The organism is Candidatus Rokuibacteriota bacterium (assembly GCA_016209385.1).
Lineage (GTDB): Bacteria > Methylomirabilota > Methylomirabilia > Rokubacteriales > CSP1-6 > JACQWB01.
In genome coordinates this window covers 1-23745 of record JACQWB010000032.1, presented here as the reverse complement: position 1 = coordinate 23745, position 23745 = coordinate 1, and the positions used below count along the sequence as shown (strand labels likewise).

Annotated in this window: 24 protein-coding genes and 1 pseudogene; 3 read left to right on the top strand and 22 right to left on the bottom strand. The window is 68.6% G+C overall.

Going from position 1 to position 23745, the window contains the following annotated elements; all coding sequences use genetic code 11:
* Positions 1–22 precede the first annotated feature (22 nt).
* Positions 23–1006, bottom strand: a complete 984-nt coding sequence (locus tag HY726_02175) for a galactose-1-phosphate uridylyltransferase (protein ID MBI4607799.1) — start codon at positions 1004–1006, stop codon at positions 23–25.
* A gap of 417 nt (positions 1007–1423) precedes the next feature.
* On the opposite strand from HY726_02175, the gene HY726_02170 reads away from it, so the two are divergent.
* Complete coding sequence (locus tag HY726_02170; protein MBI4607798.1) at positions 1424–1579, top strand: hypothetical protein; 156 nt, start codon at positions 1424–1426, stop codon at positions 1577–1579.
* A 135-nt stretch (positions 1580–1714) separates the two neighbouring features.
* Here the strand turns inward: HY726_02170 and HY726_02165 are convergent, their stop codons facing one another.
* From HY726_02165 to HY726_02090, 16 genes and pseudogenes are all read right to left on the bottom strand, one after another.
* The gene (locus HY726_02165) at positions 1715–3067 is read right to left on the bottom strand and encodes a tetratricopeptide repeat protein (protein MBI4607797.1); all 1353 of its coding nucleotides are present in this window, start codon (positions 3065–3067) and stop codon (positions 1715–1717) included.
* Positions 3057–7445, bottom strand: coding sequence for a VWA domain-containing protein (locus HY726_02160; protein MBI4607796.1), 4389 nt, complete (start codon positions 7443–7445; stop codon positions 3057–3059). The genes HY726_02165 and HY726_02160 overlap by 11 nt, the downstream gene beginning before the upstream one ends.
* Positions 7442–8329 carry a DUF58 domain-containing protein gene (locus HY726_02155; protein MBI4607795.1) on the bottom strand — a complete coding sequence of 296 codons (888 nt, stop codon included), beginning with the start codon at positions 8327–8329 and terminating at the stop codon, positions 7442–7444. Before HY726_02155 ends, HY726_02160 begins: the two co-directional genes overlap by 4 nt.
* 3 nt (positions 8330–8332) lie before the next feature.
* Positions 8333–9787, bottom strand: coding sequence for a hypothetical protein (locus tag HY726_02150; protein ID MBI4607794.1), 1455 nt, complete (start codon positions 9785–9787; stop codon positions 8333–8335).
* A 36-nt stretch (positions 9788–9823) separates the two neighbouring features.
* Entirely contained in the window at positions 9824–10837 is a 1014-nt protein-coding gene (locus HY726_02145) for a MoxR family ATPase (GenBank protein ID MBI4607793.1), read from the bottom strand.
* A gap of 854 nt (positions 10838–11691) precedes the next feature.
* A complete protein-coding gene (locus HY726_02140; GenBank protein MBI4607792.1) occupies positions 11692–12750 on the bottom strand; it encodes a glycosyltransferase family 4 protein in 1059 nt (352 codons plus the stop codon).
* 69 nt (positions 12751–12819) lie between these two features.
* Entirely contained in the window at positions 12820–13638 is an 819-nt protein-coding gene (locus tag HY726_02135) for an SUMF1/EgtB/PvdO family nonheme iron enzyme (GenBank protein MBI4607791.1), read from the bottom strand.
* Positions 13635–14105: a DUF302 domain-containing protein gene (locus HY726_02130; protein ID MBI4607790.1), complete on the bottom strand. Its 471-nt coding sequence runs from the start codon at positions 14103–14105 to the stop codon at positions 13635–13637. The genes HY726_02135 and HY726_02130 overlap by 4 nt, the downstream gene beginning before the upstream one ends.
* A gap of 64 nt (positions 14106–14169) precedes the next feature.
* Positions 14170–14739 (bottom strand): cytochrome P460 family protein, encoded by a 570-nt coding sequence (locus tag HY726_02125; GenBank protein MBI4607789.1) that lies wholly within the window; start codon positions 14737–14739, stop codon positions 14170–14172.
* 126 nt (positions 14740–14865) lie between these two features.
* A pseudogene (locus HY726_02120) lies at positions 14866–15072 on the bottom strand (hypothetical protein).
* A 509-nt stretch (positions 15073–15581) separates the two neighbouring features.
* Entirely contained in the window at positions 15582–15947 is a 366-nt protein-coding gene (locus HY726_02115; protein ID MBI4607788.1) for a TlpA family protein disulfide reductase, read from the bottom strand.
* A gap of 27 nt (positions 15948–15974) precedes the next feature.
* Positions 15975–16199: a redoxin domain-containing protein gene (locus HY726_02110; GenBank protein MBI4607787.1), complete on the bottom strand. Its 225-nt coding sequence runs from the start codon at positions 16197–16199 to the stop codon at positions 15975–15977.
* Entirely contained in the window at positions 16196–16942 is a 747-nt protein-coding gene (locus HY726_02105) for a cytochrome c (protein ID MBI4607786.1), read from the bottom strand. Before HY726_02105 ends, HY726_02110 begins: the two co-directional genes overlap by 4 nt.
* Positions 16943–17175: 233 nt before the next feature.
* The gene (locus tag HY726_02100; protein ID MBI4607785.1) at positions 17176–17523 is read right to left on the bottom strand and encodes a c-type cytochrome; all 348 of its coding nucleotides are present in this window, start codon (positions 17521–17523) and stop codon (positions 17176–17178) included.
* Positions 17524–17529: 6 nt separating this feature from the next.
* Complete coding sequence (locus tag HY726_02095; protein MBI4607784.1) at positions 17530–18636, bottom strand: hypothetical protein; 1107 nt, start codon at positions 18634–18636, stop codon at positions 17530–17532.
* Entirely contained in the window at positions 18633–19322 is a 690-nt protein-coding gene (locus tag HY726_02090; protein MBI4607783.1) for a Crp/Fnr family transcriptional regulator, read from the bottom strand. Before HY726_02090 ends, HY726_02095 begins: the two co-directional genes overlap by 4 nt.
* 123 nt (positions 19323–19445) lie before the next feature.
* Here HY726_02090 and HY726_02085 point away from each other — a divergent pair, with 123 nt between their 5' ends.
* A complete protein-coding gene (locus HY726_02085) occupies positions 19446–19676 on the top strand; it encodes a zf-HC2 domain-containing protein (GenBank protein ID MBI4607782.1) in 231 nt (76 codons plus the stop codon).
* A gap of 6 nt (positions 19677–19682) precedes the next feature.
* On the opposite strand, the gene phnE (HY726_02080) is transcribed toward HY726_02085, so the two are convergent.
* From phnE (HY726_02080) to HY726_02065, 4 genes are read right to left on the bottom strand one after another with little or no spacing between them, the layout of a single operon-like run.
* Positions 19683–20543 (bottom strand): phosphonate ABC transporter, permease protein PhnE, encoded by an 861-nt coding sequence (gene phnE, locus HY726_02080; GenBank protein MBI4607781.1) that lies wholly within the window; start codon positions 20541–20543, stop codon positions 19683–19685.
* 2 nt (positions 20544–20545) lie between these two features.
* Positions 20546–21403, bottom strand: a complete 858-nt coding sequence (gene phnE, locus HY726_02075) for a phosphonate ABC transporter, permease protein PhnE (GenBank protein ID MBI4607780.1) — start codon at positions 21401–21403, stop codon at positions 20546–20548.
* Positions 21357–22169, bottom strand: a complete 813-nt coding sequence (locus HY726_02070; protein ID MBI4607779.1) for a phosphonate ABC transporter ATP-binding protein — start codon at positions 22167–22169, stop codon at positions 21357–21359. Before HY726_02070 ends, phnE (HY726_02075) begins: the two co-directional genes overlap by 47 nt.
* 2 nt (positions 22170–22171) lie before the next feature.
* A complete protein-coding gene (locus tag HY726_02065; GenBank protein ID MBI4607778.1) occupies positions 22172–23017 on the bottom strand; it encodes a putative selenate ABC transporter substrate-binding protein in 846 nt (281 codons plus the stop codon).
* Between the two features lie 198 nt (positions 23018–23215).
* Between HY726_02065 and HY726_02060 the strand changes: the two genes are divergently transcribed.
* Positions 23216–23413, top strand: a complete 198-nt coding sequence (locus HY726_02060) for a hypothetical protein (GenBank protein MBI4607777.1) — start codon at positions 23216–23218, stop codon at positions 23411–23413.
* Positions 23414–23442: 29 nt separating this feature from the next.
* Here the strand turns inward: HY726_02060 and HY726_02055 are convergent.
* Positions 23443–23745: NAD(P)/FAD-dependent oxidoreductase (locus HY726_02055; protein ID MBI4607776.1), on the bottom strand; the 303-nt coding region annotated here is incomplete at its 5' end.

The window sequence follows — 23745 nt, the reverse complement described above, 5'->3', positions numbered from 1 at the left end:
GGGGCCCGCACGGGACTCGCCGTCAGCCCCACGCCTGGCGGAGCTGCCGCGCCGCTTCCTCAGGAAGCAGGTCGCTGATGAAGATCCCCCCGAGCCGCTTCAAACGCTCGGGCTGGACCAGGATCTCCAGGTGCGAGTGGTAATCCTCCGCGACGGTCGCCCACTCGTCCCGGAGGAGCTTGGAGGCCAGGTTCGGAACCGTGTGCAGCGACATCTCGAAGCCAGGATCCCCGAAGTCCCGGGCGAGAACCTGGAAGTAGCCGGACAGGAGCCGCGCGAGATCAGCCACCGCCTCGGCGGAGATGGCCTCGAAGGCGCAGTGGTGCTGGCGGGGGAGGATCCACGTCTCGAGCGGCGCGCGCGCGGCGTACGGCACGAGGACCAGGAAGAAAGGGGTGAGCCGGACGACGCGCTCCTGGCTCGCCACCTCCTGCCGGAGGACGTCGCAGAACACGCAGCGCCGCTTGTACTGGTAGTAGGTCCGACACTCCTGTAGCTCCCGCCGCAGCTGATCGAAGATGATCGGGATCGCCGTCACGCGCGAGTAGGGGTGGCTGATCCGGGAGCCGGGCTTCCGGTGCTGACGGGTGATCAGCGTGTCGCGGATCCGAGGGTCCCGCTTGAGGTCCTCGATCCGGTCCCGGTACATCCAGAGGATCTGCTCGAGCTGCTCCTCGCCCATGGTGGCCAGCGTATCGTCGTGGCTCGGGCTCTCGATGATGAGCTCGCTGGCCCCCCGCGGGGTGATCTTGTCGTACATCCCGACGCCCTCGCGGACCAGCTCCCACTCCACGCGGAAGTACGGATCCAGCTCCGGGATCACCCGCACTTGCCAGCCGGGGCTGTTCGGCTGCGACCCCTCCTTGCGATAGGCCGCGATCTCGGAGGGCGTCAGCGACTCGTTCCCCGGGCAGAACGGACACTCGTCGGTCTTTTCGACGGCGGCTGCCGCGGGCCGCACCAGCACCCACTGGCCGCGGGTGGGGTCCTTCCTGAGCTCGTTCACCGATCCAACCTCCTGGGCTGAAGATGCGCTCGCTGCCCCGGGACCGCACGTTCCCGGGTGCCCGCTTCTATGTTAGCCTGGACCCGGTGACAGTTCGAGCCGAGGGGCTGCCGACGAGCCGCAGGCCTGGCTGTTCGAGCCGAGGGGCGGCGGCCATGCCGCCAGGCAGGCCCGCCACGAGGCGAGGCCCGACGCTGTTCGAGCCGAGGGGCGGCGGCCATGCCGCCAGGCAGGCCCGCCACGAGGCGAGGCCCGAGTAAGTAACACTGAGGCGAGGCCCGAGTGGTTCGCCCAATTGCTCGTGCCGGACGATCCAGAAACGGAGGGGAAGCGATGGCGGAGCGCCGGGTGGTTGTCTTCTCGACCCCGACCTGAGTGCCCTGCCGGGCGGCGAAAGAGTTTCTTTCGTCTCACGGAGTGGCGTTCCAGGACGTCAACGTGCTGGAGGACCAGCTCGGCCGCGAGGAGCTGGTCCGTCGGACCGGGCAGCTCACGGTCCCCGTGATCCTCGTGGACGACGCCGTCGTCGTGGGCTTTGATCGGGGACAGCTCCAGGCGCTCCTGGGACTCTAGCAGGATGCTGAAAACTCCACTCGAATCCTCCAAGCGTCCACCCGCACACGGCCGAAGCGCTGCGAGCGCGGGCTTGGCCCGCGCAACCCCTGGGGGGAGGTTGGGAAGGGGGGTGGAGCCCCCCTCCGAGGATCTCTAGGGGTTGTCCAGCCGGCTCTTCAGCTTCTTCAAGTGCTGCCGCGCCACGTCCACCCAGTCTTTCTCCGACGGGATCTGGGACGCCACCGCAATGTAGCGCTCCCAGTGAGCGATCGCCTCGCGGGCGTCCACCTTCTCGTAGACCAGGGCGAGGTTGTAGAGGGCGCCCGTGTGCCTGGCCTCCGTCTCCACCACCTTCCGGTACTCGGCGATCGCGTCCTGGTAGAGCCCCTTGTCCTCGTACACCTCCCCGAGGCCCATGCGCGCCTCTAGAAACTCCGGGTCCAGCTCGATCGCCTTCTTGAACGCGGCGACCGCCTCGTAGTAGAGCCCCTTCTCGTTGTAGTAGATCTTGCCGAGGCTCAGGTGGACCCGCGGGTTGACGGGGTTGTAGACGAGCGCGCGCTGGTAGGCGGCGACCGCCGCGTCCACGTCCCCCTTCGCGGCCTTCGCATCCCCCAGCCCCACGTGGGCGTCGGCGTAGAACGGCCGGAGCTCGAGCGCCTTCTGGTAGGCCTCCACCGCCTGATCGAAGAGCCGCCGCGGCGCCGAGAGGAAGAGATCGCCGAGCGCCTTGAAGGGTTCCGGATAGGTCGGATCGAGCTGCGTCGATGCGCGGAACTGGGCCGCAGCCTTCCAGCGGTTCCCGAGGGCCTGGTGGACGACGCCGAGCGAGTACTGGGCGACGACGAAGCTCGGATCCAGCTCCACCGCCTTCGAGAAGAGGTCGGCCGCAGTCTCATGCCCCTGCTGGGTGCCTCGCATGGAGGCGATCCGGCCGCGGACAAACGTCTCGAAGGCGCGGAGCGAGGCCGTCGGACGCGAGACCTTCTCGATCCGGGAAATTTCCGCGTCGGTCAGCTGAACGCGAAGGACCCGGAAATAGGCGAGCGGAATGCCGGCGAGCTGATCGAGCAGCTTGTCCGCCGGGACGCTGAGGGGCTCGAGGGTCCGCGCCTCCGGGCTCACCCGCGGCTCCAGGTAGCGGGGCCGGAACACGATCTCCCCGGACGCCCGCTGGATGTCCCCGAAGAACGCGAGGTCGGCTTTCAGGCTTCGGGTCGCGTTGAGGATCGCCGCTTCACCCCAGATGTGGGGGGCGCCGAGCCGGGCGAGCCGGCTCCGATCCACCTGGATGAAGGCGGGATGCTGGGCCAGGGCCTGGGAGAGCACATAGGTCACACCTTCTCCGAGCCATTCCTCGTCGCCGGAAAGCTGGGCCTGGTAGGGAAGGATCAGGACGGTGCGCGGCTTCACCGCGGCGGCCGCCTGAACGGACAGGGCGCAGACGATCAGGGCGAGGGTGCCCGTCCACGCGCGGACTACGGAACTGCGACCCTCACGCCGCACTCCGAGTCCCTCCCTTGGCCCGCCGGCCGAGCAGGCGGTTCACGAGCACACCCAGGCGGCCGGGACCCAGTCGTCTCAGCGCGATCTCCGGGAGGAGCATTACGGCCACCGCCCCCACCAACCACGGCCAGAGCTCCAGCGTGAGCCGGGAGTGCCGGCGCGCCTGGAGGAAGACGTCTTTGGGCTCGCTCAGGGCGCCACCTCCCGTGATCTCGCTCAGCTCGCGGAGCATGCTCTCGTCCACCCCGAGGTCCCTGAACTCCTGTGCATAGGGTACCACGAGGCCCGCGAGCTGGGAGCCGACCACCTGCTCGTCGCGGCGCTGGACCATCCCGACGAGGTAGACCCCTTCATGGGGGGCCGCGAAGCGCCCGCGGTACCGCCCCGGCGCCACCTGCTCGAGCTCGACGACGGCCTGCTGCTTGTCGGGGGTGACGACGCCCACCTGGGAGTCGAGGAAGTTGATGAAGTCGCCCCGGGCGTCGATCGCCTCCACGCTCACCTCGCCCATCCCGTGGCGGCGCTCCACCGTGGCGATGGTGTCGCTCCGGCTCGCGGTGCGGAGCGTCCAGCGGGTCAGCTGGGCCCAGAACTTGTTGAACTCCTGCCATCGGAGCCAGAGCACGGCCCACTTGGACTTCGCGTCCGACGTGAAGGCGGCCGTGCGACCCAGCCCGTACCGCCACACCGCCAGGAGCGGGTCCTCCTGGGGGGTCATGAGGAGCAACTCCGCGGTACCCTTGAGCGTGGTCGCCACGTAGCCCCCCAGCGGCGGCACGCTGCGCCAGTTGACCTCCTGGATGGCCTCGTGGGAGCTGCCGGCGACCGCGGGGCGGAACGGTTGCTCGATGAGCGAGGCCTTCGACACCAGCTGCGTCTCCAGCGTGAAGATCCGCGGGATGGTGTGGGTATCCTCGGTGTAGTAGAAGCGGCCGCGGCCCCACTTCGCGATGTCGAACATCAGCTGAACGTCCGCATCCTTGCCGATCGCGACCGTGGAGACCGTGATCTTGTCTTTGGCCATTCGGCGGATGAGCCCCGCGAAGTCCCCGCGGGTCATCTGGCCATCCGAGAGGAAGATCACGTGCTTGAGGAGCCCGTCGCGCTCGACGAGGACGCGGGAGCTCTCCTTCAGCGCGGGGTAGCCGTCGGTCCCACCGCCCGCCTTGATCGTGGCGATCGCGTGGTGGATGCCCGCCCTGTTCCGCGCCGACTGTATGGGCGCGTCCCAGAGGAACTCGGTGTCCCAGCTCATCACCCCGACTTCGTTCCGCTCGTCCAGGAGGTCCACCACCAGGTGGGCCGCCTCTTTGGCGACGTCCAGCTTCGTGACCTTGTCCTCCGTCGACATGGCCATCGAGCCCGACCGGTCGATGGAGAGGACCACGGCGAGGCTCGGGATCTCGATCTTCTGCTTGACCTCCATCGTGACCGGAAGGGCCTCTTCGATCGGCGTCCGGTAGTAGCCGCCGAGGCCGAAGCTCTCCTCGCCCCCCACCATGATGAGGCCGCCCCCGTAGTCCCGCACGTACTCGCGGATCGACTCCATCTGCCGCCTGGCGAGCTTCAGCGAGGAGACGTTCGAGAGAATGACCCCATCGTACCTCTGCAAGTCCGGCACGTCCTTCGGAATCTTTTCCGCGTCGACAACCACCACGTCGATGTGCTGCGAGCGCAGGGCCGCGGCGAGGGACTGCGCGTGGCTGACGTCGCGCTCGGCGAGGAGCACCTTGGGCCGGCCCCGGACGACCACGGTCCCGACGGCCCGGTTGTTCTCCTCGATGGTGTCGCCCTCGACCTCGATGGCCGCCTGGTAGACGTGGATGCCGCTCCGCTCGAGCGTCTGGCGGTAACTGAAGACGTTCTTCCCGGCGTTCAGCCGGACCACCTGGGATCCCAGGAACTCGCCGTTGCGGAAGAGGGAAAGGCGTCCCTGCGTGTCGCGCTGGCTCCAGGCCACCACCTTCGCGTACAACGGCTCACCGTACTTCACCTCCTGCGGCAGGAGCATGGATTCGACCACGACCTCCTGCGGGAAGGTCAGCGGGAGCGGGACATAGTAGATGTCCGCGCCCATCCCCTTCGCGGTCTGTGCCGCAGCCAAGGCGTCGCCGAAGTTCTGGCGGCCATCGGTCAGGAGGACCAGCCGGTTCGCCTGGCCGGCGGGAACGGTAGAGAGCGCGAGCTGGATCGCCTGGGCGATGTCGGTGCTGCGGCCCAGAACCTGCGACGCCGGCCGCTCGAGCCTCGGCTTGAGCCTGAGCGGCTGGTCCACCACCGCCTCCTGGCCGAAGACGATGAGACCCGCCTGGTCTTTGTCGTGCATGGTTGAGAGAGCCCGGGACACGAAGCGGTACGCGGTCTCCCGGGCCGCGAGGCTCACGCTGTCGGAGACGTCGAGCAGGAAGACCACGTTGAGGCGGTCCACCCAGCGCGGGAGGACCGGACGAAGGAGCGAGAGCAGGAGCAGCGCGAGGAGCACGCCGCGCAGCCCGAAAGCCCAGCGGTCGCCGACCCCGACGGAGGCCCGGACGCGCCCGCCCGACTGCCGACGCCAGTAGAGCGCCGCCTCGGCGGCGAGGAGCGCCACCGCGAGCAGGACGAAGATCGGCCAGAGCTCCTGCTGGACCGGCACGAGGCGTGTCGGGGTCTCCCCCGATGTTCGCGGCGCCGGAAGCGGCCGCGGCGCGAGGTCAGACTCCTCCGCGCTCATCAGGTTGACCGCCACGCGGGTCTCGCCCTTCGGCGTCGCCACCGAGTAGACCCCTGCCCGATCGGTTTCAGAGAAGCTCACCAGCCCCCGCGTCACCTCGGCGTCCACCCTCCGCCCCGACGGCGTCTTGACCACGGCGGTGGTCACCCCGTGCTCGACGGGGAGCAGGATCGGCTGCCCTGCCGCGATCTGGAGGCTCGATTGGTCGAGGCCCGCCGGGTGGAGCCAGCGGAGGCTGTTCGACAGGATGAGCGGGAACGCCACGCGGAGGGGGAAGTCGGTCCGGAACAGGTCGAAGCCGACGAAGACCGCCTTGCGCTGCGGCTCCTCGAGCACGTAGAGCAGCGGCCCGCCGACCGCCTCCACCAACGGCTTGCCGGCCGTCAAGGGACGCACCCGGAGCGCCTCCTCGATCGCGACCTTCGAGAAGTCCACGTGACGCATGATCGGGTGCGACCGGTTCCAGTCCATGATGACCGGCTGCTCGATGCGCCCCAGCACCTCCAGCGGCACGTCGGGGGGGGCAGTATTCACAAGCACGTACCGACCCGGGCCCAGCTTGACCGGGCTGACGGTGTCCAGCACCACAACGTCGAACCCCTCCATCCCACCCGCGTACACATCCGGAGTCCGCACCTCGAGCGCCACCTGGGGATCGACCCTGAGCGCCTTTTCCAGGAAGAGGTTGCCCGGGCTCACGTACAGCACGCGGATCTGACTCGGCGCCGGGATCACCGCGTAGGCGACGTTGTCTGTGGCGAGGTCGTCGGTGACGTCCAGGCGGACCCGCACCACACCGCCACCCTGATGGCTGAACGGGACAACGACCGACCGGCGGACGTTGGGATCGAGTGTCAGCGCCTTCTCTGCGACCGGCTGGTCGTCCAGGGTCAGCGAGAAGCTGAAGGTCAACGGCTCCGAGGAGGAGTTCACAACCGACAGGAAGGCCTGATAGTCGAAGGCCCCGTAATACGTCTTCCGCACGGCAAAGCTCGTGACCCCGACGTTGCGCCCGCGCCGGCCGACGCCCACCCAGTGCACCCGCGGGTCATCCACTTCCTTGGCCAGGAGTGACGCCGGGAAAGCTCCGTCGGTGAACACGTGGATCTCCGAGCGGGGGTCCTGCGCCGTCAGCGCCCGCGCGGTCCGGATGGCCTCGCCCAGACGGTTTGGGAGATCACGGGGTGAGAGCCCTGTGATCGCCGCCCTGACCCGGTCACGCTCCCGCGTGAAGGGGACGACGACCCGCGGCTGGATGCCGGCCTCCAGGACCATGACCTCGGCGGCCTGGCCGAGCCGCCCCACCATCGCCAGGGCCTCCCGCTGGGCGGCGGCGAAGCGCGACGGCTGGACGTCGGTCGCCTGCATGGAGGCCGAGGTGTCGAGCACCACGACCACCCGCTGCTCGCCGGACCCCAGGACGGTGACGGCGGGGCGGGCCAGCGCGACCGTCAGGGCCGCCAGCGCGAGGAGCTGGAGGATGAGGAGCGGGTCGCGCTGGAGGCGCTGGAAGAAGGCGGAGGCCTCCCGGTCCCGGAGCACGACCTCCCAGAGGAGCAGGCTCGAGACCCTGAGCTCCCGCCGCCGCACTTTCAGGAAGTAGAGGAGGACGAGCGGGACCGAGAGCGAGAAGAGCAGGAAGGCCAGCGGCGTGAGGAAGCTCACGCGAGCAGAACTCCCTTGAGCTGCTTCAGCAGGAACTCCTCCACGGGCACGTCGGTGGTCACCCGGTGGTAGCTGACCTCGTTGCCGAGGCAGAAGGCCTCGGCCTGGTCCAGGAACTGCCGGAGCCGCCTGCGGTACTGTCGAAGGGCCTCACCGTCGAGGGTCAGCTCGCGAAACTCCCCGGTCTCGGCATCCACCAGGCGCAGGTCGCCGCCGAACGTCGGGTCCACCTCAACGGGGGCCAGGACGTGGATCACGTGGACGTCGAAGCGGCGCTCGAGCAGCGCCCGGATCCCCCCCTCGTAGCCCGCGGGATCCATGAGGTCAGAGATCACGATGACCAATCCCGGGTCCCGGGCTCGCAGGGCGTAGCTCACCAGCCCGTCGTTGAGCCCGGTGATCCCGCCGGGACGAAGCCCCGTCAGAAACTCGGCGAGCGGGAGGAACTGGTTTCGGCCGCGGGTCGGGGACCAGCCCTGCGCGATTCGGTCCCTCACGATCCCCGCGCCGACCCGTTCCAGGTTCACGAGGCCAACGAACCCGAGCCCCGCCGCAACCCGGGTGCCGTAATCGAACTTCGAGGGCTCCCCGTAGTCCATCGAGGCCGAGGCGTCGAGGAGCAGGTGCAGGCACAGATCCTCCTCGTCCACGAAGAGCTTGAGGTAGAGGCGGTCGAGGCGGCCGTAGATGTTCCAGTCGACGTAGCGGAGGTCGTCCCCCACGCCGTATGGACGGTAGTCGCAGAACTCGACGCTGATCCCCTTGCGGGGGCTCTTCCGGTCTCCTTTGACCCGGCCCCTGAAGGTCCGCTTGGAGGCCAGCGTGAGACGTTCGAGCTGGGCGAGAAACTCGCTCGAGAAGAGGATCCGAGTCGCGGAACCCACGGCCTATCGTTCCTCGAGCGCCTGGAAGTACTCTTTGACCTGCGCCTGATAGTCCCGCGGGACCTGCTCGCGAGCCAGCGCCTCCTCCATCATCTTCCGGTACTGGGAGAACACCCCGAGGTACTGGAGCCGCGACGGAACATTGGCGCCGCGGCCCAGCAGGTTGGTATCGAAGCCCTCCTTGCGCCCGGACCGGGCCTCCCCCTCGACTCCGACATCGTACGGGTTCGCCCTGAGGCGCTCGCTCGGGTCGCCTTTGGGAGAGGCGCTCCGCCCCTTGCCCGGGAGCGACCCCTCACCCTCGCCGAAGTCCTGGTCCAAATCCCCGGCCCCGGTCCCGCCCCGCTCCCGCCCGCGGGCGCCCCGGCGCTCGTCGTCGCGCTCTCCGCGGAGCACGCGCCCACCGCGGCCCCGCTCCCCCATCGAACGCATCTTCGAGAGGGCCCGCTCCATCGCTTCCAGCGCCCGGTCGGTCTGCCCCTGATCGAGCGCCTCCATCCCCTCCCAGGCGTCGCCCCCCCAGTTCCCACCCTTCCGTCCCATCCGCTCCATCTCCGACAGCAGCTCGCGGAGCTTCTCCGGGGACAGCTGGTCGGGGCGAAGCCCCCCCGAGAGCGACTTCATCTTCTGGAAGACCATCTTGTACGGGTTCTGGGTGAAGTCGCGCTGGAGGTCCGGGAGCCGGTCCACCTGCTCCAGCATCCGGATCCGCTCGTCGCCCTTCTTGAGGAAGCTGGCAAAGTCCGGCCGGTAGCCGCCGAGGGAGGTGTCCTTGAACAGGGCCGACAGATCGCCGGCGAGATTCTGCGGCGCGCTCCCCTGGCGCACGACCAGATCGCGCTCCCCCACTTCGACCCGCTGGAGCGCCTCGCGCCTGGTCGCCTTGGGACGCTCGCTGGTCAGGAGCTGTCCCACCTGCTCGGGGGCGGCCTCGGTGTCGTCGCCGGACCGCGAGAGGTCGGGGAACGACCCGCTGGGAAGCGGCAGCGGCGGAGCCGCGATCAGGATCAACGCCACGACCACGGGAATCGGGAGCAGGCGAGCCTCGCGGGGCCAGCGACGGGGCACCAGGCCCCGACGCTCCAGCCGCTCCACGCGGGCGACGGCGTCAGCCACGAGGGCGTCGACCAGCGACGGCCGGTCCGCCCTGGCGCTCCACTCGAGGGCCGTGGCGATCCGGTCCTGAAGCCCGAAGGCGCGGTCGATCAGGCGCGCGACGTCGACCGCCGGCAGCTTCAGGAGGACGCCGGCCATGGCCCCGGCAGCTGCGCCGAGACCCACGAGGCCAGAGGCCAGGAGCGGGGCAGTGTTCCCGAGAAGCTCTTTAAAGAGGAGGAGAACACAGGCCGCGAGGGCACCGAAGAAGGCGCCTCGGAGCGCGTAGTACTCGGCGCGGCGGCGCCGGAGCTTTTGGGAAACGGCACACACCAGACGCTCGAGACTGCTCGGCCCTGTCATCACTCGCCTCTCCCCCGACGCGCGGGGCGCCGACGGTTACCGGAGGAAGACCTCCTTGCCGCGTAGGCTCTCGCTCTCGGCGATCCGGAGGACCTGGCCGATCAGGTCGTCCACATCCACGCCCTCAGCCTCCCCCTCGAAGTTCAGGATGATGCGGTGCCTGAGCGCCGCCAGGGCCATGGCGCGCAGGTCTTCTACCGCCACGTTGAACCTTCCCTCCGTGAGTGCGCGCACCTTGGCGCCGAGAATCAGCGCCTGCGCGCCGCGCGGGCTCGAGCCGTAGCGGACGAACCGCCGCGTGACCTCCGGGGCGGCTTCCGACTGCGGATGGGTGGCCAGCACGATCAGGGAGGCCAGCTCGCGAACGTGGGAGGCGACCGGCACTTCCCGGACCAGCTCGCGATAGGCGAGCACCGCCTGACCGGTCATAACCCGGTGGATCTGGGCGGTCCGCGTCTGGGTGGTCCGGTCAATGATCTCGTTGAGCTCTTCGAGCGCCGGATATTTGACCCGGAGCTTGAACAGGAAGCGGTCGAGTTGGGCCTCGGGGAGCGGATAGGTCCCCTCCATCTCGATGGGATTCTGCGTGGCGAGGACGAAAAAGGGCGACGGGATGGGGTGGGCGGTTCCCGAGACCGTCGCCGCGCCTTCCTGCATCCCCTCGAGGAGCGCCGACTGGGTCTTGGGCGTCGCCCGGTTCACCTCGTCGGCGAGGAGGATGTGGGCGAAGATCGGCCCCTTCTGGAACTGGAACTGCTTCCGCCCGGCCGTGTCCTCCACGATCATGTTGGTCCCGATGATATCGGCGGGCATGAGGTCGGGCGTGAACTGAATCCGCGAAAACGAGAGGTCGAGCCCCTCCGCGAGGGTCTTGATCAGGAGGGTCTTGCCGAGCCCCGGCACCCCTTCGAGCAGGACGTGCCCGCCGGCGAACAGGCTGACGAGGACGTTGGTGATCACCTCGTCGTGCCCGACGATGATCTTCTGAACCTCGCTCCTGAGTGCGCCGAACGCCTGGAGGAATTCCTGGACTCGCTCCACAGTGCCCATCACGCCCTCCTCTGGACGAACCTTCGAAGTGGGCTGGTAGCCCGGCAACATTTGCCGTCCTGGGAAAATATTCGGCTTCCGGACAAAAGCGTGCCCATTCTGCAGCCTGCTCCACGATCAAGTCAATGCGTCATGATAACTTCCGGCCTGCCACCTCTTCAAGATATAGTAGTTTTCGTCCCATGTCCACAAGGTCTAGTGGGCTAAACTGTACAGGCTCCCCGGGTTTGTTAGAGCAAAAATCGTGCCTACCGTCAGCCCAGAGCGGGCTGGCTACTTGTGGCAGTGGCAGGTACTCAGCGCCCTCGAGTCCTGGTCCCACACTCCGCGCCGGTCAGGCTCATGGTTTCACCTTGCGGATGCAGAACGGGCAGACCCAACCCCAAGGGGTCAGCACTGCGCCACTTCCGCCGCAGGCCGCACACGGCCTCGGTCGGCCGGGCCGCACCGGCCTCACCGCTCCGCCCCCGTCGCCGAGGAGCGAAGACCCGACTCGATGGGATCCAGGCAGCCACCCGCGTAAAACGCCAGCGCCATCCACACCCAGAGCATGACCTACTCCTTTGGGGCGGCTTCGATCGCGGCTCCCCCCGCGTCGTGCCGCGCCCCGCTGCTGCCCGTGTCGCAGGCTGCGCGCATCTTCTCGAGAGTGAACCCAGTTCAAGCGTAAGCCTTGTCGCACGGGGGAGACGATCAGGTCATGTCCTGAAAATATTGCGGGAAATCCCTGATGGACATTGCAGGGAGATCCGGAGAGGCGCCCGCCCATTTCGCCCAATCTCGAAGCCGGACCCTGCCAGTCGCACGGCCCGCTTGTTGCGCTGCGCTGAGAGGTTACGGCTTCCCCCGGACAGTCAGCGTTGCTGGCACCAGCTGGTTGCTGGCACCAGCTGGTGGTACTGGGCAAGGTACCCCTCCGCCTCCCGCTCGGGCGGGTAAAGGGCACGAACCCGGGCTTGCCCCGCGTGACCGAGCCGTTGTCTTAGCCGTGGATCTTCGAGGAGCCGGACCGCCTTCGCCTCGAACTCCCCGGCGTCCCTGAAGAGAAATCCCGTCACGCCGTCCTCAACCAGGGAGCGGTTGCCTTCGATGTCGGAGGCGAGCACCGGCCGGCCGCACACCAGGGCCTCGAGGACAGAGTTGGCCATGCCTCCTTCCGAGAGGGAGCAGTTGAGCACCACGTCGGATGCCTCGAGAAGCGATCGCATCTGGCTGTGGGGCACCGTGCCCAGGTGAGCCGCCCAGCGACGCTCGGCAAGGGCATCCAACAGCCGCTCGCCTTCCTCCGGGTTCAGGATCGGCCCGGCGTAGACCAGGCGGAGATGAGGGAAGCGGTGGACCAGACGATCGAGGGGCGCGAGCGGGAAGAGCGGGTTCTTCACCATCCGGACGCCGGCGGGAAAGAGGAACACGACGGACCCTCGGGCGAATCCGACACGCTCAGAAAGGGGGTACGGAGGGCCGTCCTCCAGGTGGACGCTCTGGGGAACCACCACCGTCCGGCTCGCGAGGTTCGGGAGCGCGTCGGCGATCTTCAGTTGCATGCTCGCGTGGAAGACGGTCACGGCCGAGGCCCCTTCCAGGACGCGCCGAACCGTCTGAGCCCGCTCGGGATCGAAGAGGTCGTGGTTGCCGTCGGTGCCGGTGATCGTGACGACGAGCGGCACCTCCAGTTTCCTCGCGATCCGGAGGGCCAGCGGGCCAACACGGAACGCGTGGAAGGCGTGGATCAGCGCCGGCCGGTACTCCTCCACCTCGGCCTCGGCGCGGGCGTCGGGGAGAACGGACGCGTCCCAGACTCCCAACTCCACCCCGCGCTCGCGGAGGCCCCGGGCAACCCGGTTGACAGTGATGGCATTGCCGCGGACGGAGGGAGAGTCGAACGGGGTGAGGAGGGCGACTCGCAGGGGCATCGCTCGCTCCAGCCTACTCTGAAGCGCGGGGAAAAGACAATGGCTCGTCGACCGCGGCCTTCGCGCGGCTCACGGGCCCGGCGCGGGCCCCGCGCATCGAAACCCGATGAGGATGTGACGACTCTCCGGCGGCCGCCCATGGCGGAACGCCGGGCGGCAGAGCCCGGGCTCGTCGTCCCACGCGCAGGCCTTCACGACGCGCCGTTCGTCGGCGAAGATCGAGGCCGTCCACTGGAAGACGTTTCCGACCGCGTCGAACAGACCATACGGGCTCGCCCCCGCCGGATAACGCGCCACCGGCGTGGTCCCTCCGGGCCCTCGCGTCGCGCTGTTCAGCCGTTCGGGGTCCCAGCGGTTGCCCCATGGGAAGATCCGCCCCTCATGCCCGCGGGCCGCCTTTTCCCACTCGGCCTCCGTGGGAAGCCGCAGCGCCCGGTCCCGCCAGCGACAGTACGCTTCCGCGTCGGCAGCGCTCACCAGCACCACCGGGTGATCCTCCAGGCCCTCGGGCGGCTTCCGGTCCCGCCAGCGGTAGCGTGTCCAGTCGCGGTCGTAGTCGTGGACCAGGAACCCCTGGCGCAGGTACTCAGCTCTTTGGATGTCCGGAGGCCGGTACCCGGTCGCAGCCACAAAGGCCGCGTACTGGGCCTGGGTCACGAGGAAGCGGTCGATGCAGAATGCCGGCAGCGCCTGGCGGCCGCGGGGCAGTTCGGCCTCGAACCACCGGGCCTCCCGCACGGCCGCGCTCGACAGCGCGTAGGCCAGGCGACGCTCGGCGCGGTCGCTCCCGAACCAGGAGCGGCCGGCGGCGACGGCGACCATGCGTTCCGCGTCGGCGCACGTCGCCCCCGCGAGGAGCCATGCGGTCAGGACGCTCGCCGAAATCACCGGGCGGCCAGGGCCTGCGCAGCGATCTTCTCGAAGATCGGATCCAGCTCAGCCGCGAGTTTCGCCACCTCCGGGTGGACATAGGGTTTGAGGAGCGCCGAGGGCGTGGCGTAGACGAGCGTCGCGGTGCCGTCGCGGTTCTCGTAGAGATAGATCCGGATCGGCGCCTCGAAGGCAGCCCGCGGGTCCGCGTTGATCAGGCGGACGGCCAAGTCGTTGCGGAAGACGAGGAAGACCTGGTTCCCCGGAATCTTCACTCCGCGGCTCGCTGCCCCCTGCTGGGCATTCGCGTGACAGACCAGGCCCATCCGCTGGTCGGCGACGGCCCGCTCCAGCGCCTCGGCCACCCGGGCGAACGGTGCCTTCGAGGTGAGCGCGACCTTGCCGTCCTGGGCGAGGGCCACGGTCATGGGGGAGGCGATGAGCGCGAGAGCACAGCTGAGGGGCCCCAGAAGCCGGCTACGCACGAGAGATCTCCTTTCCACCGCCGGACAAGGGCGGCGACCTGTTCACAGCTGGGGGCGCGGCGCCCTACTCGAGCTTGATCGGCGTCACCTTGAGCGTCGTACCGTTGCCGAACACGTAGTCGTTCACCTTGGCGGATTCGTGGCAGGCCGCGCAGAACTGGGTCGGGCTCCCGTCCTTCCCGCTCCCGCTCATGGCTACCTCCCCGTCGGGATTGACCAGGGCGTAGTGCCAGTCGTTGTTGGCCGCGTCGTACCCCTTCCGGCGTTTCTCCATGATGAAGAGCGGCCCTCGGGCTCTCGGCTTGCTGCCCGCGTTTTCGAAGGACTCCTTGGCCAGCACCGCGCCCGGAGCGAACGGGAACTTGCCCGCCAGCCCGGCAGTCTCGGCCTTCCGGTTCACATACGTGAAGACCCAGCGGTTGCCGTGGGTTTCGCTGAGAACCGGCTTGTCATTCACCTTCTTCCAGCCCCGGTACGCCTTGAAGGTCGCTTCGGCGCCCTTGTCGTTCGCCGTACGGGCGGGCTTCGCCGTGCACGGATTCTGAGCGCACGGGTTGGCCGCCGCCGGGGTCGGACCATGAAGGAGCAGCACTGCCAGCGCGATCACGCCGGTCACCGCTACGCTGCGGGCCATCGGGTTATTCTCCTCTGTCGCCTCCCCGTGCGGGCGAGTAGGCCCGGCAATCCCATTCCGGGAACACAAATAGGAGGCGATGGGTGAGAGCCATCGCCTCCTATTTTACCGTCACCCGCCAGCGTCCTACCGCTTGGGCGCGCACGGGTTCTTCGCGGCGCAGGGCTGCTTCGCCGCACAGGGGTTCTTCGCCGCACACGGCTGCTTCGCCGCGCAGGGCTGCTTGGCCGCACAGGGCTGCTTCGCCGCACACGGCTGCTTCGCCGCGCAGGGCTGCTTGGCCGCGCACGGTTGCTTCGCGGCACAGGGGTTTTTCGCCGCGCACGGGTTCGCCGCGCACGGGTTCGCCGCACCCTTCTGGGCGATGTAGATGTACGCAGCCCGACGTGATCCTTGCTTCTCTACGTAGGAAACGGTCACCTCCTCTCCGGCTTTCAGGTCGGCCACGCGCTTGTGAGCGCTCCCCGCCCGGACCTGCGTCCTCGGGTCCAGGCTTAGCGTCAACGGGCCGGCCGCCGTCCTGACCTGGAGTGAAGTGGGCTGGATGCTGATCACCTGGGCCTTCACCATCTTGGCGACGGCGGGCACCCACGCGCCACCTCCGCCGCACGGATTCTTCGCGGCGCACGGGTTCTTGGCGGCGCAGGGCTGCTTGGCCGCGCACGGCTGTTTCGCCGCACACGGTTGCTTGGCCGCGCAGGGCTGTTTTGCGCCACAGGGCTGTTTGGCTGCGCACGGCTGGGCCGCCTTGGGCTTGACCTGTGCCTCAGCCCACCCTCCAGCGACCAGGAGCACGAGGGCAATCACGCACGTCACGGCAAGACATCGACGAATCATCGGACTCACCTCCTTTCATTCCTCCCTGTCTGGGAGGGCATTCGGCCCGCGTCCTGGCGGGCCGGCACGCTCGACTGCTCAACGGCAACCCACTCCATGAGGAGCCGAACCGCCGCGTGGGCAGCCGCTCCGTTCCAGTCTCTGCTCCCGGAGCCTCCTGCCCGGACGACCCCCCACCGGTCGATCAGAAAGTGCGTGGGCGTGAACCGCACGCCCCAGGCACGCGCCACCTCGCCGGAGGTGTCAATCACGATCGGGAAGGTCAGCCCCATCTCGGCCGCATAGGCCTTCACCCGCTCGGGGGGCTCGGACAGGTTGACCCCGATCACCCGGAATGGGTCGTTCCGCTTGGCCCGCCACAGCGCCTCCAGGGAGGGAAACTCCCTCCGGCAGTGCGGTCACCACGTGGCCCAGAAGACGAGGAGCGCCGCCGAGCCCGATGGCGAGGAGAGGCTCACCGGCTCGCCGGTGAGCGCCTTCAGGGCGAAGTCCGGAGCTTTGATCCCGCTGCCAAAGCGCACCAAGCCCAGGGCCTCGAACGGATCCGGAGAGTCTGCCCGACCCGGGGCCGGCAGCCCCACCATCGCGACGAAGGCCAGCAGGGCCGCGACCGCGCGCATCATGGTTTCCTCGCGTTCACGAAGGTTTCCCGGATATAGCGCACCACGCCCCAGATCTCGTCGTCGGACAGGACGTGGCCGTAGGGTTGCATGGTGTCGAAGCCCGCTACCTCGGTGGCTCCCATGCGCCCGTGCTTGATTAACGCGAGCAGATAGTCGTCCGAGAAGCGGTCCATGAACCGGGAGTCGTGGTAGTCGGCCGGGGCCGGCTGGACTTCGCTCACGAAACCGGCCGGGGCTGGCTGCTGAGAACTCGCTCGCGGCCCGTCGCCCCGTCCCCCTTTCCCGTGACATGTCGCGCAGGCATCTTCGAAGATTTCTCGCCATGTCGGCGATTGCGGGGCGCCGGTCCGAAATGCTCGCTCGAACGCGATCAGCTCGCGGATTTCGGAGTCGTCGAAGAGATGCCCAAAGGAGGGCATGGCCAGGGCCTGAAAGGGAGCGCCCTCCTTGCGCTCTCGCTTGATTACGGCAAGCTTGCCGTACTTGACCACGTCGAACAGGTACTGGTCGGTCAGCCGAGCCATATAGTTGGTATTGATGAAGACCTGGGGCCGCGGCATGGTGTTCAGCCAGGACGGGCCCTTACCGTCTCCTTTTCCCCCGTGGCAGGAGAAGCAGATCTCCTTGTAGACGCTTTCGCCGAGCGCCAGATCCCCTTTCGCGGTGGTCTGAGCCCGGCCCGTCGCGACGACCAGGACGAGACCCACCGCTCCGGCAAGCCCCACCCACACCCATCCCTTCATTCCGCGCCCCGATCGGGGTCAACACTTCAAACGGGGTGGGGCGGTCCCGAGCGACCTCCCCACCCCACCTCCTCCTAGCGCATGCCAGCCTTCTTCTCCAGCTCGATGCGCTTCTGCTCCCACTCCTTCATGGCCTTGTACACCTGTGGGGTCAGCGAGCTCACGTAGGCCTGCATGTCGATGTACTCCTGCGAGTTCGGATCCATCGGCTCACGGCCGAGGAAGACCGTGTTTCACATGTCGTTGAGGATCCCGACCGTCGCCACGATCCCGGGACCGGCGATCCGCGGGTAGTGCAGCGCCGCTCCGCGGAGGTCCGGAATCGGGATGGGCATCCGGGTCCCGTCAACGGCCACGGCGGTTCCCCCGATGGTCCCACCCCGCGGGTGACAGCCCGCGCAACCCAGGTCGTTGAACAGCTTCCGTCCCCGCGCGATGGCGGCATCAATGTTGTCGCCGGGCTTCAGCGTCTCCATGTAGACTCCCGGCTTGATCTCCTTCTTCTGCTGGGCGAGGAGCGGCAAAGGGACAACGGCAACGAAGACGAACACCGACAGCGCTACGGCCATCCACTTCCTCATGACAACTCACCTCCTTTCCTTGTGAGAGTGCCCAGCGACGGGATGATCCAACCCGACGGAGAGCGGTTGGGGGGCGACGCCCCCCGCGACCGTTACGGCCAGCTCCCGCCAGCGCCGACCTTGATCCTCGCTCACGAACACGAGCCCGCCCGTCCCGGCGTACAGCGTGCCCGGGCGGTGGGGGTTGGCAGCCACGAAGGTGACGGTCAGCGTGAGGACGTCCGCTCCGACCAGTTCCCACGCGGAAGCCGAAGCCTCCCGGCGATAGACGCCTCCCACGGTACCGGCAAAACGTTCTCCCCCGGGCGTCACGAGGAGCGAGAGCACCGTGAGGTTCCTCAGCCCCTCGTTGAGCGGAGTCCACTGGCCTCCCCCGTCCCCGGTGACGAAGACGCCGCCGCCGGCCGTGCCGGCATACACCACGTCGGGTCGGGTCGGGTCGAGGGCCAGCACCCTCACCCGGAGATCGGTCAGGCCCCGGTTCACGGCCCGCCAGCGACGCCCGTCGTCGTCGCTCCTGAACACGCCGCCGAAGCCGGCAGCGAAGATCCACCCGGGGCGCGCCGGATCCAGGCGGAGGACACGGATGTCCCGCAACCCGAGCCCGGCATCGCGCGGCGCCCAGGTCGCTCCCTGGTTCCAGCTCCACAGGACTCCCTGGTCGGTCGCGGCGAAGAGCACCGTCGGCCGCGTCGGGATCACGACGAGGCTCCGGATGTTCCGGTCCGCGATAGCGGGTCCGCGGCGGACCCACCGGCCACCGCCGTCGAGGGAGACGAAGAGACCGGCGTCGGTTCCTGCGTAGAGCACACGCGGGTCCACCGGATCCATGGCGAGGGTCAGGACAGTCAGCGCGTCCTCGAGGCCATGCGACACCGGCACCCACCGGCGCCCTCCGTCCACGCTCTTGTACACCCCGCTCCCGAAGGAGGCCAGGTAGAGCGTGCCCGCGTCATCGGGGTCGGGTAGGAGATGGACCACGACACCCCCGAACGGTCCCCGGTGCATCACCACGTGGTTTCCGAAGACAGGGACCGCCCATGCCATAACAGCGAGCAGCGCCGATACGACGACCGGCCAGCGTCCGAACGACGCCCGCCCGCGGCGGTTCATCGCGCCGACTCCAGAGCTTCCAGTGCGTCGGTCCGTCGGATCACGATGGAGCGCCCGTGCAGCTCGATCAGGCCCTCACGCTTCCAAGCCGAGAGCGCGTGGTTGACCATCTCCCGGCTGGCCCCGATCAGGTTCGCCAGCTCCTGCTGGGTCACCCGTAGCCCGACCGCTGTCCCGCCGCTCGGCTCCGGGCTGCCGTAGGCGGCGGCCAGCCGAAGCAGGGCCGTGGCCAGCCGTCCGGGGATGTCCTTGAAGACCATCTCCTCGATCCGCTGCTCCAGCTCGCGGACCCGCCGGGTGAGCTGGCCGATCACCGCCACCGCGAGGTCCGGCCGCGCCAGGATGAACGCCTCGAAGTCCTGCTGACGGACAAAAACGAGGACGGCCGGCTCGAGGGCCTCGACCAGCGGTTCGGAGCCCCTGAAGGCCCGTTCCCGCGGCAGCGCCAGGAGGTCGCCGGGCTCCAGGAGCGCGAGAATCAGCTCCTTGCCGTCGGCCGAGAGGCGGGAAAGCTTGAGCCGCCCGGCCTTCACGAGGAGGACGGTGCCGGCCGTGTCGCCGCTGAGGTAGAGGGACTGGCCCTTGCGCAAGGCCCGGGGCTGGCCGACTTGCGAGATCCCGGTCAGATCGGGTTCGCGCCGCCGCGGGCTCTCGGCCTCACTCGTGTTCTGGCTCGCCAGAACCATCCCGTGTATGACAACATTCGAGGAAAGTGAAATATTCCCCTTTCGTTGCCGCGCCCGAGGGGGTGTGGTAACGTGGTACAGGCCTGTTTGATCGAAGACGCGGAGGTGAAGGTGTCTTCAGAGATGCGGTGTCGGGAAATCGTGGACCTGCTTGTCGACTACCTGGACGGCAGTCTCCCCCCCGAAACCACTCGGAGGCTCGACGCGCACCTGGCGGGCTGCTCGCCCTGCATCGCCTTCGTCAACACCTACCGCGGCACCGTGAGCGCCGTCCGCCGACTGAGCGAGACCGAAATTCCTCCCGAGCTCCGCGAGCGCCTGATCAGCTTCCTGGAAAACCAGAACCGTCCCTGAACGCTCTCACGCGAGCCGGTGGCGCAGGAAGGCGCTGAGGGCGTCGACCAGCGTCACCATCAGGTACACGGCGAGGATCAGGGTCAGGAGCTGGTTCTCCAGGAAGAGACTGATGGCGACGTAGATCCGCTGCCCCAGGCCCCCCGCGCCCACGAACCCGAGCACCGCCGCGGCGCGGATGTTGACCTCCCAGCGGTAGAGCGCGTAGGCGAGACACTGCGGGAGCGCCTGGGGGAGGATCCCGTAGAGAAGGATCCGGACGCGGCTGGCGCCCATCGCCTGGAGCGCCTCCAGTGGTTTAGCGTCCACGGCCTCCAGCACCTCGCCGAAGAGCTTGCCGAGCACGCCCGCCGTGTGTACGCCGAGGGCCAGCACGCCCGGGAACGGCCCCAACCCCACCAGGAAGACGAAGATCAGCGCCCAGACGATTTCCGGAATCGTCCGGAGCAGGTTGAGCGTTCCCTTGGCCAGCGCGTAGAGGCCGACACGGAGCCCTTCCTGCCACGGCCCGAGCCGACGTCCCTCGTAGAGGATCCCCCGGTAGAGGAGCGTGCGGGTCGTCAGGACCGAGAGGGGGAACGCGATGAGAACGGCGAGAAGGCTTCCCACGAAGGAGATCGCGAAGGTCTCCAGAGCGCCGGCGAGGGCATCCCAGAGCATCGTTGCCGAGAGGTCGGGCGGGAAGAGCCTTCGCACATAGGCCAGCATCTGGTGCCGCCCCTCGCTCCCCAGGAGCCCGGCCACGTCCACCTCGGTGCCCCGGGCACTCCAGAGGACGAGGGCGGCAAAGGCCCCGACGACGAGCCACGCCCAGGCCGACCGTCGGGGCCGCGCGAGCGCCGGGAGACTGGCGGTCGGGTCGCCCATGACTACCGTGCCAGGGCCGCGCGGAGCCGGCCGCTGACGAGGTCGACGCCGGCCACCAGGAGGAAGAGCGTCACGAGAAGCGTCAGCACCTCGTTGAACTGGAACATGCGCATCGAGAGCTCGAGCTGCTGGCCGAGCCCGCCCGCCCCCACGAAGCCCAGGATCGCCGAGGCCCGGATCGCGCACTCCCAGCGGTAGAGGGTGTAGGAAAGGAGGTTGGGCAGCGCCTGGGGGAGGAGGCCGTAGAGGACGATCCCGAGCCTGCCCGCCCCTCCCGCGTGGAGTGCCTCCAGCGGTTGGGGGCTCACGCCCTCGAGAATCTCGGAATAGACCTTGCCCAGCATGCCTCCGTAGGCGATCCCGAGGGCCAGCACCCCCGCGAACGGCCCGAGCCCGACCGCGCGGACGACGAGCAGCGCCCACACCAGCTCGGGGATCGAGCGGAAGAGCGACAGGAGCGCCCGGGAGAGCGCGTAGGGTCCGAACCAGACGGCGCGACGGAGCCGTCCGACCCGCTGGTGAAGGATCCCGCGCCAGGTCAGCGTGCTCGTCGCCAGGAGGCCCAGCGGCACCGCCAGAAGGCACGCGACCGCCGTTCCCATGACCGAGATCTGGATCGTCTCGACGACGGCCGGGCCCAGGAGCGAGAGGAAAGACCAGGAGAGCTCGGGGGGGAACATGCCGCCGACGAACCGCGCCAGGTTGGCGAGGGCCTGGGCCTCGACCAGGAGCCTCGGGTCCACCTGGGCCAGGCGCACGGAGAAGAGGAGCGAGGCGACGAAGCAGAGGCCGAAGAGATACGGGAAGGCTGACTTACTTCGTAAGCGGTCGGCAAACCCCGCTGACCGGGAGAATCGCATGAAGCCCCTCGACCTCGCGCTCCGGCTCATCGTGGCCGGCGTAGAGCGTGCGGAGGAGCTCCCCCGTGACCTTGTCCGGGGCCAGGTCGAAGAGCACCCGGCCATCGCGGATCCCGACGATGCGCGGGAACGAGGCCAGGGCGAGCTCTACGCTGTGGAGGTTCACCAGCAGGGTCTTCCTCGACTCGGCCGAGAGGTCGCGGAGGAGCGTGACGATGCTGACGGCGAGCGACGGGTCCACGGAGGAGACCGGTTCGTCGGCCAGGATGACGTCCGGGTCCTGGACGAGGACGCGGGCGATGGCGACCCGCTGCTGCTGGCCACCGGACAGCTCGTCGGTGCGCGCGTACAGCTTCTCAGCGATCCCGACCTGGCCCAGGGCCCGCTCGGCGCTCCCCGCCTCCCGGGGACGGACCAGCGACGCCAGGGCCTTCGGGGTGGACCAGCGGCCCAGGTTGCCGGCCAGGACGTTGTGGACGACGCGGAGGCGCCCCACCAGGTTCCCCTGCTGGTAGATCGTTCCGATGCGGCGGCGCGCGGTGCGCAGCTCGGCCTCGCCGAGGCGTGACACGTCCACGCCACCCAGCCGGACGCTCCCGGAGCTGGGGCGGAGGGTGAGGTTGAGGATGCGGAAGAGCGTCGTCTTCCCGGCGCCGCTCGGGCCGATGAAGGCCACGTGCTCGCCGGGGCCGAGGGTCAGCGACACGCCGTCGACGGCGACGGAGCCGTCGGCGAAGATCTTGCGGACGTCGCGCAGCTCGTACATCGCTACTTGAGCAGCCCCGCCGCGACCGCCGCCTCCTCCACGCCCTTCCACTCGGCGTCGTTCGCCTTGATGTACTTCTTCGTCCGGTGCAGGTCGAGCAGCCGCCGGTCCTCGGGCTTGGTGTAGTCCAGCTTGAGGAACGCGGCGGTGATGCGCTCCTGGAGTCCCGCGTCCAGGTCGCCGCGCGCCGTCCACACGTAGTCCGCGTAGGGCGGCGTCGTGTAAAAGACGTTGACCTTGGCGAAGTCGACCTTCTTCTGCTGGACCAGCTTGTCCCACACCAGGAAGTTCAGCGCGCCCGCCTCGACCTTGCCCGACTCCACCCACAGCGCGGTCGCGTCGTGGGCGCCGGAGTACGCCACCTGCTTCAGGTCCTTCTCGGGGTTGATCCCGGCCTGCAGCAGGAAATAGCGCGGCATCAGGTGGCCCGAGGTGGAGCCGACGGAGCCGAAGCTGAAGGTTTTACCCTTGAGGTCCCGAAGGCCCTTGATCCCCGAGCCGGGCCGGGCGACGAACACCGACTTGAACTCGGCGTCCTCCTGGCGCAGCACCAGGCGCCTGGCCGTGCCGTCGGTGCGGCGCACCGCCTGCACCGACGTGAAGCCGCCGTACCAGACGAGGTCGAGCTTCCTGGCGGCCAGCCCCTCCACCGTCGCCGCGTAGTCCCCCACCGGGGTGAAGCGGACCTTCATGCCGAGCTCCTTCGCGAGGTACTCGGCGAACGGCGTGTAGATCCGCATCAGCTCGTTGGGATTCTCGTCGGGAATGGCCGAGACCCTGAGGACCGACGGAATCTCACCGGCCCAGACCCCGGGCGCAGCCACGAGGAGCACGACGACGAGAATCAGCCTTCGTATCACGGAACGCGCCTCCGATCGAGCATGAGGCCTCCCACCAGATTTAGACGCGCTCCATCGTATTCGGGTTCTCCCAAAAGGCAAATCGGTATTTCCGATGTTTGGGCAACGGACCAATAACGCATTCCGATACGGGACTACGACGCGGCGCCGGCGCTGCTCGAGAAGGAAGCGATTGACGACCGCGCCGTGGACCTCTGGCTGCCGCTCATCGCCCTCACCCTGGTCGCTCACGCCGAGCGCGAGGGAGACCGAACGGTTCGCCTCCTCCCCCTGGCCCGTGAGCTGGCCGGAGCCCGGGAAGCCGATCAGAAGGCCGGGACCGCCACCCGGCTCCTTGAGGCCCTGGAGAAGATCCGCAAAGAAGTCAGGGAGGTGCCCGCATGAATACTAGCTTGTCAACGTGTCAACGCTTGTCAACGCTTCGGGCAGAAAACGCAGACGGCGGCGGCGTAGGAGACCATCTGCACGCCGAGGACCGTCTCGGTGGCCCCGTCGAAGACCAGCTTGAGGTACCCGGCGTCCTCGCCCGTGGCGCGCCCGTTGGAGGCGCCGCGCAGGTCGTGGGTCGCGACGTGGCAGTTCACCCCCCGCCGCCGCGCCTCGGCGTGCGTGAGGCCGACACGCCCCACCTCGGGCGTGGTGAAGATCGTCTGCGGCACCACCGCGTAGTCCGCCGCCTCCACGTCGCCCCGGAGCGCGTTCAACGCCGCCAGCCT

Bases quoted from the DNA above. Each gene is read 5' to 3' on its own strand.
- HY726_02150 (MBI4607794.1), bottom strand. From the start codon at position 9,787: ATGACAGGGCCGAGCAGTCTCGAGCGTCTGGTGTGTGCCGTTTCCCAA.
- HY726_02145 (MBI4607793.1), bottom strand. From the start codon at position 10,837: ATGGGCACTGTGGAGCGAGTCCAGGAATTCCTCCAGGCGTTCGGCGCA.
- HY726_02140 (MBI4607792.1), bottom strand. From the start codon at position 12,750: ATGCCCCTGCGAGTCGCCCTCCTCACCCCGTTCGACTCTCCCTCCGTC.
- HY726_02125 (MBI4607789.1), bottom strand. From the start codon at position 14,739: ATGGCCCGCAGCGTAGCGGTGACCGGCGTGATCGCGCTGGCAGTGCTG.
- HY726_02110 (MBI4607787.1), bottom strand. From the start codon at position 16,199: ATGATGCGCGCGGTCGCGGCCCTGCTGGCCTTCGTCGCGATGGTGGGG.
- HY726_02105 (MBI4607786.1), bottom strand. From the start codon at position 16,942: ATGAAGGGATGGGTGTGGGTGGGGCTTGCCGGAGCGGTGGGTCTCGTC.
- HY726_02100 (MBI4607785.1), bottom strand. From the start codon at position 17,523: ATGAGGAAGTGGATGGCCGTAGCGCTGTCGGTGTTCGTCTTCGTTGCC.
- HY726_02095 (MBI4607784.1), bottom strand. From the start codon at position 18,636: ATGAACCGCCGCGGGCGGGCGTCGTTCGGACGCTGGCCGGTCGTCGTA.
- HY726_02090 (MBI4607783.1), bottom strand. From the start codon at position 19,322: ATGGTTCTGGCGAGCCAGAACACGAGTGAGGCCGAGAGCCCGCGGCGG.
- HY726_02085 (MBI4607782.1), top strand. From the start codon at position 19,446: ATGCGGTGTCGGGAAATCGTGGACCTGCTTGTCGACTACCTGGACGGC.
- phnE (MBI4607781.1), bottom strand. From the start codon at position 20,543: ATGGGCGACCCGACCGCCAGTCTCCCGGCGCTCGCGCGGCCCCGACGG.
- phnE (MBI4607780.1), bottom strand. From the start codon at position 21,403: ATGCGATTCTCCCGGTCAGCGGGGTTTGCCGACCGCTTACGAAGTAAG.
- HY726_02070 (MBI4607779.1), bottom strand. From the start codon at position 22,169: ATGTACGAGCTGCGCGACGTCCGCAAGATCTTCGCCGACGGCTCCGTC.